Below are 11,873 nucleotides of genomic sequence, written 5' to 3' on the forward strand. Positions count from 1 at the left end.
GTCCCTGCCCGGAGAACCCGAGGTCAAGCAGGCATACGGCGCCCTCCCGCCCCGTACACACCACTGCCCCCGGCCCCCGCCCTGCTCGGTCCAACTCGTCCCGGCTCGGCCTCCTACCTCGAAACGGCCGTCCCCAATGAGCAGTTCCACCTGCGCCGGCCGGGACCTGCTTCGGCCGGGACCCTGCCGAAGCAGGTCCCGACCGGCTGGGCCCCGCATCCCGGCGGCCGACCGCACACCGGCGGCCGACCGCACAACCGTCCCGGCGGGACCACCGTCCCAACCGGACCACCACCCAGGCCGGCCATCCACTGCCGGAGCCCACCCCGGCCCCGACCCCACCCGCTCACCCGCTCACTCCCCCACCTACCGGCTCACCGACTCCCCCACCCACCCCAGTTGCTCATTCCAGCGGCACGATGTCCGGCGCCCCCAGCCGCGCCGCGTCCGCCGTCAGGTCGTCCGGCTGGCGCTGGGACTCCCGTTCTGCCTCGACCCGCTTCTCGTAGTGCTCGATCTCCGCCTCGACGCGGTTCTTGTCCCAGCCCAGCACCTTGGCCATCAGCTCGGCGGCCTCCCGTGCGCTGCGCGTGCCCCGGTCGAACGTCTCGATCGAGATGCGCGTGCGCCGGGTGAGTACATCGTCCAGGTGCCTGGCCCCTTCGTGCGAAGCCGCGTAGACGACCTCCGCCCGCAGGTAGTCGTCGGCGCCCCCGAGCGGTTCACCCAGCGACGGGTCCTCGGTGATGAGGTCGAGGACCTCCTGGGTCATCGCACCGAAGCGGTTCAGCAGGTGTTCCACCCGGGCCACATGCAGACCCGTCCGCTTGGCGATGCGCGCCCGCGCGTTCCACAGGGCGTTGTACCCCTCGGCGCCGATCAGCGGCACATTCTCCGTGACGCACTCGGCAACCCGCTGGTCCAGCCCGTGCACCGCCTCGTCCACCGCGTCCTTCGCCATCACACGGTAGGTCGTGTACTTGCCGCCCGCGACGACCACGAGCCCCGGCACCGGATGCGCCACCGTGTGCTCCCGCGAGAGCTTGCTGGTCGCGTCGGACTCCCCGGCCAGCAGGGGCCGCAGGCCGGCGTACACACCCTGCACGTCGTCGCGCGTCAGCGGCACGGCGAGCACCGAGTTGACGTGTTCGAGCAGGTAGTCGATGTCGGCGCTGGACGCGGCCGGATGCGCCTTGTCGAGGTCCCAGTCGGTGTCCGTGGTTCCCACGATCCAGTGGCGCCCCCACGGGATCACGAACAGCACCGACTTCTCGGTCCGCAGGATGAGCCCGGTCGTCGAGTGGATCCGGTCCTTCGGTACGACCAGATGGATCCCCTTCGACGCCCGCACATGGAACTGCCCGCGCTCGGCGATCAGCCCCTGGGTGTCGTCGGTCCACACCCCTGTGGCGTTGACGACCTGCTTGGCGCGGATCTCGTACTCGCCACCGCCCTCGACGTCCTGCACCCGCGCGCCGACGACCCGCTCGCCCTCCCGGAGGAAGCCGGTCACCTTCGCCCGGTTCGCCACCAGTGCCCCGTAGCTCGCGGCCGTCCGCGCCAGCGTCGCCACATAACGCGCGTCGTCCATCTGCGCGTCGTAGTACTGCAGGGCGCCGACCAGCGCGTCCTTCTTCAGCGCCGGCGCGACCCGCAGCGCGTGCTTACGTGTCAGATGCCGGTGCATCGGGAGCCCGCGGCCGTGCCCCGAGGAGACCGACATGGCGTCGTACAGCGCGACACCGGAGCCCGCGTACCAACGCTCCCAGCCCTTGTGCTGCAGGGGATAGAGGAAAGGCACCGGCTTCACCAAGTGGGGTGCCAGCCGCTCAAGAAGCAGCCCGCGCTCCTTCAGCGCCTCCCGTACGAGTGCGAAGTCGAGCATCTCCAGATAGCGCAGGCCGCCATGGATGAGCTTGCTCGACCGGCTCGACGTGCCCGATGCCCAGTCCCTCGCTTCGACCAGGCCCGTCACCAGCCCGCGCGTCGCGGCATCCAGCGCCGTCCCCGCGCCGACCACACCGCCCCCCACGACCAGTACGTCCAGTTCACGCTCGGCCATCCCGGCGAGCGCCTGTGCGCGCTCCTCGGGCCCCAGTGTCGCTGTCCTCACTGCTGCCTCCCGTTGATCAGGCCGCCGAAGCGGTGTCCGGTGCACCCTCGATTCTGTCCGCGATCTCCCACTTCAGCCACCGCCTGTGGACAACACACGGACACCCAGGCCCGCCCAATACCGCAAATCGGTCATATTTACTCCTAACCTGACATTGCGCCGTCCACAGGACTTGCGCACTCGTCCCCCTCCGGCTATTGGGAAGGACGGATCACCCCATGCCCGCAGATCTCGCCGTGATCGGACTCGGCCACCTCGGCCTGCCGCTCGCCCAGGCCGCCGTCGCCACCGGTCTCGTAACCATCGGTTACGACACCGACCCGCGCCGTCTGCTGCAACTCGCCGCCGGCCACACCCCCGTCGACGGCTCCCTCAGCGCGGCCGACATCCGCCGGATGCTCTCGGGGGGCTTCCGGCCCGTCACCGATCCGGCCGAACTGGGCCGGGTCCGTACCGCCGTCATCTGCGCGCCCACCCCACTGGGCGAGGACCGGGCACTCGACCTGGCACCGGTCACCGACGCGACCCGCGCACTCGCCGCCAGACTCCGCCCGCACACCACGGTCATCATCGAATCGGCCGTCTACCCCGGCACCACGGAGGAAATCCTGCGCCCCCTGCTGGAGGAGGGCTCAGGGCTGCGGGCCGGCCGGGACTTCCACCTCGCGTACTCCCCCAGCCGCCTCGACCCCGGCAACCGGACCCACCCGTACGCGGCGACCCCCAAGGTCATCGGCGGACTGACCCCCGCCTGCACCGAATCCGCTGCCGCGTTCTACGGCCGGTTGAGTGACAAGGTCGTACGGGCACGCGGCCCCCGCGAGGCCGAAATGACCAAACTGCTCGAAACCAACTACCGGCACGTCAACATCGCCCTGGTCAACGAGATGGCCGTGCTCTGCCACGAGCTGGGCGTCGACCTCTGGGACGTCATCCGCTGCGCCGAGACGAAACCCTTCGGCTTCCAGCCCTTCCGGCCCGGTCCCGGTGTCGGCGGCCATGGCGTCCCCGTCGACACCGCGGGTCCCCCGCACACCGTCCGCCCGCTGCGCATGGTCGAACTCGCCCAGCAGGTCAACGACCGGATGCCGCAGTACGTCATCCAGCGCTGCGCCACCCTCCTCAACGAACACGGCAAGTCGGCGCGCGGCGCCCGCGTGCTGCTCCTCGGCGTCACCTACAAGCCCGACCTCGCCGACCAGCAGAACTCCCCGGCAGGCGAGATCGCCCGCCGACTGATGGACCTGGGCGCGTCGGTCAGCTACCACGACCCGTACGTCCCGGACTGGCGCATCCGCGACGTGCCGGTGCCCCGCGCGGACTCCCTCTACGAGGCGGCGGCCGGCGCGGACCTGACGGTGCTGCTCCAGCACCACCGCACGTACGACCTCCAGGGCCTCGCGGTGAAGGCCCAACTCCTGCTGGACACCAGGGGAGCCACCCCGGTGGGAGCCGCCCACCGGCTGTGACGGTCCAGCCGGTGGGCGGACGACTTGGGCAGGCCGACTGGGGCAGGCCGACTGACTGAGCAGGCGAACGGGCCGACTGCTCAAGCCGGTCGGCCGTCCGTGGAGACCATGCGCGGACGTCGCGGGTGGACGTCGCGGGTGGACGTCACGGGTGGACGTCGTGTGTGAATGTCACCGATGGATGTCGGCGCGGACTGCTAGCGTGCGGCGTTCGCTTCTCGCACAGCCGTGCGTATTTGTCCCAGGGGGGACCATCATGACCCAGCCCGTGCCACCGCCCCAGCCACCGGACCCGTCCTCGTACCGGCCGCCGGACTTCGGCTTCCCGATGGCTCCGCAGGCCGCCCCGCCGAAGGTCAACATCGCGGGTGGCATCGTGGTCGCCGTGATCACCGCTCTGGTGGTGGGCGCGGCATACGGGGGCATCCTCGGTGCCACCAAGCACGAGTTCGGTTACGCGGCCGTCGCCGTGGGATTCATCATCGGCTTCGCCGCGGGCAAGGTGGGCGGCGACCATGTCGGACTCGCGGCCGTGGGGGCCGTCCTGTCGCTGGCATCCGTCTACTTCGGGCAACTGCTCGGCGAGGCGATCATCGCGTCCAAGCAGCTCCCGGTCTCCGTCCCTGAGCTGTTCTTCCAGCACTTCGGCCTGCTCAACGACGCCTGGCGAGCCGATGCGGACTTCCTCAGCTACCTCTTCATCGCGATCGCAGCGGGGGCGTCCTTCGCGGGCATGAAACGGGCCCTCTGACGACAACGGCCGGAGGGACACAACCGTCCTCGGCACCCAGCACGAAGCCCGGACCGCAGCTGCGGTCCGGGCCTGTGTTGCGGGTCCTGTGTACGACGCGACGCGTGCGATACCAGCCCGGTACCGCCCGTCCGCTCGGCGTCAGCGCTTGTGCTGAGCGTCAGCGCTTGTGCTGGGCGTCAGCGCTTGTGCTGAGCGTCCGCCACCGTCACCTCGACGCGCTGGAACTCCTTGAGCTCGCTGTACCCCGTCGTCGCCATCGAGCGGCGCAGCGCCCCGAAGAAGTTCATCGAACCGTCCGGGATGTGCGAGGGGCCGGCGAGGACCTCCTCGGTGGTGCCGACGATGCCCAGGTCCACCAGCTTGCCGCGCGGCACGTCCTCGTGGACGGCCTCCATGCCCCAGTGGTGGCCCTTGCCGGGCGCGTCCGACGCGCGGGCGAGCGGCGAGCCGATCATGACCGAGTCCGCGCCGCAGGCGATGGCCTTCGGCAGGTCGCCCGACCAGCCGACGCCACCGTCCGCGATGACGTGCACATAGCGGCCGCCGGACTCGTCCATGTAGTCGCGGCGGGCCGCGGCCACATCGGCGACCGCGGTCGCCATCGGGACCTGGATGCCCAGCACATTGCGCGTGGTGTGCGCGGCGCCGCCGCCGAAGCCGACGAGCACGCCCGCCGCTCCGGTACGCATCAGGTGCAGCGCGGCGGTGTACGTCGCACAGCCGCCGACGATGACCGGCACGTCCAGCTCGTAGATGAACTGCTTCAGGTTCAGCGGCTCGGCGGCACCGGAGACGTGCTCGGCGGAGACCGTCGTACCGCGGATGACGAAGATGTCGACGCCCGCGTCCACGACCGCCTTGGAGAACTGGGCGGTGCGCTGCGGGGACAGCGCGGCGGCGGTGACCACGCCCGAGTCGCGCACCTCCTTGATCCGCAGGCCGATCAGGTCCTCCTGGATCGGGGCCGCGTAGATCTCCTGGAGGCGCCGCGTCGCGGTCTCCTCGTCGAGCCCGGCGATCTCGTCGAGCAGCGGCTGCGGGTCCTCGTACCGCGTCCACAGACCTTCGAGGTTCAGGACTCCGAGGCCGCCCATCTCACCGATGCGGATGGCGGTCTGCGGGGACACGACCGAGTCCATCGGAGCGGCCAGGAACGGCAGCTCGAATCGGTAGGCATCGATCTGCCAGGCGATCGAGACCTCCTTCGGGTCCCGGGTGCGCCGGCTCGGCACGATGGCGATGTCGTCGAACGCGTACGCCCTGCGGCCGCGCTTGCCGCGCCCGATCTCGATCTCAGTCACGATGTGTGGCCTTTCCCTCTACGTCTGCCGTTCCAGTATCCCCGACGCGCGCGCGGAAGCCCGCGGGCCGTCCGGCCCGCGGGCTTCCGCGGTGGTACGTACGCCTCAGCGCCGTGCGTAGTTCGGCGCCTCGACGGTCATCTGGATGTCGTGCGGGTGGCTCTCCTTGAGCCCCGCCGACGTGATCCGGACGAACCGGCCCTTGCTCTCCATCTCGTCGACGCTGGCCGCACCGACATACCCCATCGTCTGGCGCAGACCGCCGACGAGCTGGTGCAGGACGTTGCCCAGCGGGCCCCGGTAAGGCACCTGGCCCTCGATGCCCTCGGGCACGAGCTTGTCGTCGGACGCCACATCGGCCTGGAAGTAGCGGTCCTTCGAGTACGAGCGGGCCTGGCCGCGCGTCTGCATCGCGCCGAGCGAGCCCATGCCTCGGTACGACTTGAACTGCTTGCCGTTGATGAACAGCAGCTCACCGGGCGACTCCTCGCACCCCGCGAGCAGGCTGCCCAGCATCACGCTGTCGGCACCGGCGGCCAGCGCCTTGCCGATGTCGCCGGAGTACTGGAGGCCACCGTCGCCGATCACCGGGACGCCCGCGGCACGCGCGGCGAGCGCGGCCTCGTAGATCGCCGTGACCTGCGGGACCCCGATGCCGGCGACCACGCGGGTGGTGCAGATCGAGCCGGGTCCGACACCGACCTTGACGCCGTCCACACCCGCGTCGACCAGCGCCTGGGCGCCGTCGCGGGTGGCGACGTTCCCGCCGATGACGTCCACGGAGACGCCCGACTTGATCTTCGCCATCCAGTTGAGGGCGTTGCTGTTGTGGCCGTGCGAGGTGTCGACGATCAGGAAGTCGGCTCCGGCCTCGGCCAGGGCCTGGGCGCGGTCCAGCGCCTCCGGGCTCGCCCCGACGGCCGCGCCGACGAGCAGCCTGCCCTCGCCGTCCTTCGCCGCGTTCGGGTACTTCTCGGCCTTGACGAAGTCCTTGACCGTGATCAGGCCCTTGAGGATGCCCGCGTCGTTGACCAGCGGAAGCTTCTCGATCTTGTGCCGGCGCAGCAGCTCCATGGCGTCGGCACCGGAGATGCCGACCTTGCCGGTCACCAGCGGCATCGGGGTCATGACCTCGCGCACCTGGCGGTTCCGGTCGGACTCGAACGCCATGTCACGGTTGGTGACGATGCCGAGCAGCTTGCCCGCGGGGTCGGTCACCGGGACACCGCTGATACGGAACTTGGCGCACAGCTCGTCGGCCTCGCGCAGCGTCGCGTCGGGGTGCACCGTGATCGGGTCGGTGACCATGCCGGACTCGGAACGCTTGACCAGATCGACCTGGTTGGCCTGGTCCTCGATCGAAAGATTGCGGTGCAGAACACCGACGCCGCCCTGCCGGGCCATCGCGATGGCCATCCGGGCCTCGGTGACCTTGTCCATGGCGGCGGACAGCAGCGGGATGTTCACGGTGACGTTCCGCGAGATCCTGGACGAGGTGTCGACGGCGTTCGGGAGCACTTCAGATGCGCCCGGCAGCAGCAGCACGTCGTCGTATGTCAGCCCGAGCGTCGCGAATTTCTCGGGCACTCCGTCGACGTTTGCAGTCATGACACCTTCCCCAAATGGCCTTGATCGGTGCGGATGTCCATGCTAACGGGCCGGAGAGGCGTCTCATTCCACGATCGGCCGGATCGGGCATCCTTGGATGTTCCTACTGCCAGGAGTGGTATCGGGAGCCCGGCCCGCTGGCGGCCGTGTGCGGCTGCCGGTGCTTTGCCGAGGGCTGCCGAGCGACCGGGGAGTGATCGCCCGGTGGCTGCGGGGCTGGGGGCGGCTGTGACGAATGTCCCTGCGCGGGAAGGGCACCCGCGCAGGGACAGGGAGCTTGCGTGTAGCCGTCCCTACTGGCCCGCGCTTACTGGTCCGCCGTGCCTCATGCCGACCCGTGCCTACTGCTCGGCCAGTGCCCGCAGTCTGCTCAGTGCGCGGTGCTGAGCGACCCGTACAGCCCCCGGTGACATCCCCAGCATCTGCCCGGTCTCCTCGGCGGTCAGCCCGACAGCCACCCGCAGCACCAGCAGTTCGCGCTGGTTCTCCGGAAGGTTGGCAAGCAGTTTCCTGGCCCAGGCGGCGTCGCTGCTGAGCAGTGCGCGCTCCTCGGGGCCGAGTGAGTCGTCCGGCCGCTCGGGCATCTCGTCCGACGGCACGGCCGTGGATCCGGGATGGCGCATGGCCGCCCGCTGGAGATCAGCGACCTTGTGGGTGGCGATGGCGAAAACGAAGGCCTCGAACGGCCTGCCCGTGTCCTTGTAGCGCGGCAGCGCCATCAGGACGGCGACACAGACCTCCTGGGCGAGATCCTCCACGAAGTGGCGGGCGTCGCCGGGCAGCCGGTTCAGCCGCGTACGGCAGTAGCGCAGGGCCAGTGGGTGGACGTGCGCCAGCAGGTCGTGCGTGGCCTGCTGGTCTCCGTCGACAGCGAGGTGGACGAGCGCGCCGATGGCCCCATGGGCATTCGCAGCCTCGTCGTCGCGCATCGGTCCATGGTGCCTCGGCACCGAACCATCCGCTTCACCGCGCTCGTAGTTGTGCACTGAAGCGTTATGAGCAGGTGCGCCGGAACTCATCCGCTGCGCCCTCCCCTCCCGCTCGAACGACTCGTCCCCGAGGAACTCCACACCCTCAAGGATGCGGCATCGCGCGGGAAACAGAGTTGGGGCGTCCGCCACCCCGTCCGCCACTGAGCGGACGGGGGTCCTGCCGGTCATTCTCTAACGAACCAGGCCCCAGCGGAAACCGAGTGCCACCGCATGCGCGCGGTCCGAGGCACCGAGCTTCTTGAACAGCCGCCTGGCGTGCGTCTTCACCGTGTCCTCGGAGAGGAAGAGCTCCCTGCCGATCTCCGCGTTCGACCGGCCGTGACTCATCCCTTCGAGTACCTGGATCTCACGCGCGGTGAGCGTCGGAGCCGCGCCCATTTCGGCCGAACGGAGTCGCCGTGGGGCGAGCCGCCAGGTCGGATCGGCGAGCGCCTGCGTGACCGTCGCACGCAGTTCGGCGCGCGAGGCGTCCTTGTGCAGATAGCCGCGGGCACCGGCGGCGACCGCCAGTGCGACACCGTCCAGATCCTCGGCGACCGTCAGCATGATGATCCGGGCACCGGGGTCCGCCGAGAGGAGCCGGCGCACCGTCTCCACACCACCCAGACCGGGCATGCGTACGTCCATCAGAATCAGGTCCGAACGGTCGGCTCCCCAGCGGCGGAGGACTTCCTCGCCGTTGGCCGCCGTCGTCACACGCTCGACGCCGGGCACCGTCGCGACCGCGCGACGGAGCGCTTCTCGGGCAAGCGGGGAATCGTCGCAGACGAGGACGGATGTCATGACCGCCCTCCGCAGCTGATGCGCGTCACCTTGAGCCTCCAGGCTGGGTACGAATCGTCACCTGTGCGGTCGACGCCTCTCGGACATGTGCCCGAGCGCTTCTTGTTTCAACCGCCCACGCACTCTCAACGATGGTCACTCGAAAGAGTTACGGGCCGGACGGCCGCCTTCGACACTCTACGTGAGGGAACAGTCGCGGAGGAGAGTTCCACACCCCATTTGTCTAGTTTGAAAGGTAATGACCCGTTCAGCTGCTTTTCTTCCATTTTGCTGGTGTCTATGACTAGATTCGTAATGAGTCATATTTACATCTACTTACATCGTGGATGTACGGTCGCGGGCGCGGTCGACATCACCGCCCCCGCCTCAGCAACGGCTTTGAGGGGACAAGCAATGGCAGATTTCTCCCGCCTTCCCGGACCCAATGCCGACCTATGGGACTGGCAGCTCCTCGCGGCCTGCCGCGGGGTGGACAGCTCGCTCTTCTTCCATCCCGAGGGCGAACGGGGCGCTGCGCGCAGCGCGCGCGAGACCTCGGCGAAAGAGGTGTGCATGCGCTGCCCGGTCCGCGCCGAGTGCGCGGCGCACGCACTTGCCGTACGCGAGCCCTACGGGGTGTGGGGCGGCCTCACCGAGGACGAACGCGAGGAGCTGATGGGGCGCGCCCGCAACCGGCTGATCACCGCGGCGACCCCGAACGGGTCCGGGCCCGCTTAGCGACTCAGCATCGGAAACCTTGAGAGGAAACGTTCCTGCACGCCCACCTCCTGCACGCTCGCCTCCTGGGGCGCCCGTGCTGTTCTGCACGCCCAGCTCCTGCGCGCCTGCCCCTCCCTTGCACGCCTGCCGCCTGCCTGCGTGCCTGCCCTCTGAACACAGTGGCCGGCAGGGCAGTGGCGAGGCGAGGCGACAGCAAGGCGCTGAGGCGGCCGCGGCCGTGATTCAGCGTTCAGCGTTCAGCGCGCGGCTGCCCAGGCGAGCCGGTCCAGGGTCGCCGCGACGGCGGGGACCTGGGCCAGGTCCGGAAGGGTCAGTGCGACGATCTCGCGCTGGACCGCCGGTTCCACCGATACCGTCCTGGCCCCCATGGGCCGTACGGACTCGATCGCCAGCTCCGGCAGCACAGCGACCCCGAGACCCGCACCGACCAGGCCGATGACCGCCGGGTAGTCATCCGTAGCGAAGTCGATCCGGGGCGTGAAGCCCGCGCTCTCACAGACCTCGACCAGCTGGCGGCGGCAGCGCGGGCAGCCCGCGATCCAGGACTCGTCGGCCAGGTCGCCCACGGTGATGGCATCCGCGTCGGCCAGCCGGTGCCCGTCCGGGACCAGCCCGACCATGCGGTCGGTGAGCAGGGGCCGTACGACCAGGTCGTCCCACTCGTCCGTGGCGGGCCCGTAGCGGAAGGCGAGCGCCACATCGCAATCCCCGTCGCGCACCATCTCGACGGAGCGCGGCGGCTCCCCCTCGACCAGGGAGACCCGGGTGCCGGGGTGGGCGGCCCGCAGCGCGGCCAGGGCCGTGGGCACCAGCGTCGAACTTCCGCTGGGGAACGACACCAGCCGCACCCGGCCCGCCCGCAGCCCGGCGATGGCGGCGACCTCCTCCTCGGCGGCCGTGAGCCCGGCGAGGATCCCGCCCGCGTGGCGGACCAGGGCCTCCCCCGCCTGCGTGAGGCGCATTTCACGGCCCGTACGGATCAGCAGCGTCGTGCCCGATGACGCTTCAAGGGCCTTCATCTGCTGACTGACCGCCGGCTGGGTGCATCCCAGCTCACGGGCGGCAGCGGAGAAGGATCCGGTGGCGGCGACGGCTCGCAGGACGCGGAGATGACGGGCCTCAATCATGATGCGAGCATAAGCGATTCTTGGGGCAGCCGCGGATTATCGCGTACCGACTATGACGAACGACGGGGTGGCGATGCGGTGACGAGGCCCGGCAGAGCAGCGGGCAGAGCATTGGACAGACGCTCGGCAGAGCGTTGGGTAGGACACTGGGCTGAGCACCGACCCCTCGATCCCGGACAGAGACACTGTGTCAACAAGCCTCTAGCCTCTCCTCATGAGACTTCTGTCAGTGAATGTGGGGCGCGCCAGAACCGCCGCGTACACGGACGCCGCGGGTGGGCGCACCGGTGTCGACAAGCGGCCGGTCGACGGGCCCGTACGAGTTTTCCAGCCGGGCCCCAAAGGTGTTGGCGCCAGTGGGGTCGAGGGTGATTCGGTCTGCGACCTGCGCTTCCACGGCGGCAATGACCGTGCGGTGTACGCCTTCGCGCGCGAGGACCTGGACACCTGGGAGCAGGAGCTGGGGCGCCCGCTCGCCGACGGCTCGTTCGCCGAGAACCTCACCACCAGCGGTGTCGATGTGAGCGGCGCACTCATCGGTGAACGGTGGCGTATCGGCCCCGACGTCGTCCTGGAGGTCACCGGCGGTCGCATTCCCTGCCGCACTTTCCAGGGGCACGTGGGCGAGCCGGGATGGGTCAAGCGCTTCACTCTGGCCGGCGCTCCCGGAGCGCTGCTGCGCGTGATCCGGCCAGGCGCTTTCCGTGCGGGCGACCCCGTCGAAGTCGTACGCCGCCCGGAGCACGACATCACGGTGGCGCTGCTCTTCCGCGCGGCGACGATCGAGCGCGAACTGCTGCCCCGGACGCTGGTGGCGGCGGAGTGGATGGAGTCGGAGCTGCTGAGCGTCGCACGTGACTACACGGACAAGCACGGGAGTTCGGACTGACGGGCCGCCGGACGGATGGACGGATGGATGGACGGACCGGCTGACCGGTCGGCGGACGCACGGCCGGCTGGCTGACTGGCTGACTGGCTGACTAGGTGACGGACTGGCTGGCTGGCG

Annotated in this window: 10 protein-coding genes; 4 read left to right on the forward strand and 6 right to left on the reverse strand. The window is 69.8% G+C overall.

Features of this window, described 5'->3' with window-relative positions:
• Positions 1-403: 403 nt before the first annotated feature.
• Positions 404-2,113 carry a glycerol-3-phosphate dehydrogenase/oxidase gene (locus OG385_RS11140; RefSeq protein WP_266854182.1) on the reverse strand — a complete coding sequence of 570 codons (1,710 nt, stop codon included), beginning with the start codon at positions 2,111-2,113 and terminating at the stop codon, positions 404-406.
• Positions 2,114-2,331: 218 nt separating this feature from the next.
• Here OG385_RS11140 and OG385_RS11145 point away from each other — a divergent pair, with 218 nt between their 5' ends.
• Both OG385_RS11145 and OG385_RS11150 read left to right on the forward strand, forming a co-directional pair.
• Positions 2,332-3,582: a nucleotide sugar dehydrogenase gene (locus OG385_RS11145; protein WP_266854183.1), complete on the forward strand. Its 1,251-nt coding sequence runs from the start codon at positions 2,332-2,334 to the stop codon at positions 3,580-3,582.
• Positions 3,583-3,838: 256 nt separating this feature from the next.
• Positions 3,839-4,333 (forward strand): hypothetical protein, encoded by a 495-nt coding sequence (locus OG385_RS11150; protein WP_266854184.1) that lies wholly within the window; start codon positions 3,839-3,841, stop codon positions 4,331-4,333.
• A 179-nt stretch (positions 4,334-4,512) separates the two neighbouring features.
• Here the strand turns inward: OG385_RS11150 and OG385_RS11155 are convergent, their stop codons facing one another.
• From OG385_RS11155 to OG385_RS11170, 4 genes are all read right to left on the reverse strand, one after another.
• Positions 4,513-5,637: a GuaB3 family IMP dehydrogenase-related protein gene (locus OG385_RS11155; protein WP_266854185.1), complete on the reverse strand. Its 1,125-nt coding sequence runs from the start codon at positions 5,635-5,637 to the stop codon at positions 4,513-4,515.
• A 105-nt stretch (positions 5,638-5,742) separates the two neighbouring features.
• On the reverse strand, positions 5,743-7,245 hold the full coding sequence (gene guaB, locus OG385_RS11160) for an IMP dehydrogenase (protein ID WP_266854186.1): 1,503 nt from the start codon (positions 7,243-7,245) through the stop codon (positions 5,743-5,745).
• Positions 7,246-7,586: 341 nt separating this feature from the next.
• Complete coding sequence (locus tag OG385_RS11165; protein ID WP_266854188.1) at positions 7,587-8,174, reverse strand: sigma-70 family RNA polymerase sigma factor; 588 nt, start codon at positions 8,172-8,174, stop codon at positions 7,587-7,589.
• Positions 8,175-8,408: 234 nt separating this feature from the next.
• On the reverse strand, positions 8,409-9,020 hold the full coding sequence (locus OG385_RS11170; RefSeq protein WP_003948568.1) for a response regulator transcription factor: 612 nt from the start codon (positions 9,018-9,020) through the stop codon (positions 8,409-8,411).
• Between the two features lie 393 nt (positions 9,021-9,413).
• On the opposite strand from OG385_RS11170, the gene OG385_RS11175 reads away from it, so the two are divergent.
• On the forward strand, positions 9,414-9,737 hold the full coding sequence (locus OG385_RS11175; protein WP_164262592.1) for a WhiB family transcriptional regulator: 324 nt from the start codon (positions 9,414-9,416) through the stop codon (positions 9,735-9,737).
• 239 nt (positions 9,738-9,976) lie between these two features.
• Here OG385_RS11175 and OG385_RS11180 read toward each other — a convergent pair whose 3' ends face one another.
• The gene (locus tag OG385_RS11180; protein ID WP_266854190.1) at positions 9,977-10,867 is read right to left on the reverse strand and encodes a LysR family transcriptional regulator; all 891 of its coding nucleotides are present in this window, start codon (positions 10,865-10,867) and stop codon (positions 9,977-9,979) included.
• A gap of 214 nt (positions 10,868-11,081) precedes the next feature.
• Here OG385_RS11180 and OG385_RS11185 point away from each other — a divergent pair, with 214 nt between their 5' ends.
• Entirely contained in the window at positions 11,082-11,756 is a 675-nt protein-coding gene (locus OG385_RS11185; protein ID WP_266854191.1) for an MOSC domain-containing protein, read from the forward strand.
• Positions 11,757-11,873 lie beyond the last annotated feature (117 nt).

Origin of the sequence: Streptomyces sp. NBC_01306 (assembly GCF_026340465.1) — a bacterium.
Lineage (GTDB): Bacteria > Actinomycetota > Actinomycetes > Streptomycetales > Streptomycetaceae > Streptomyces.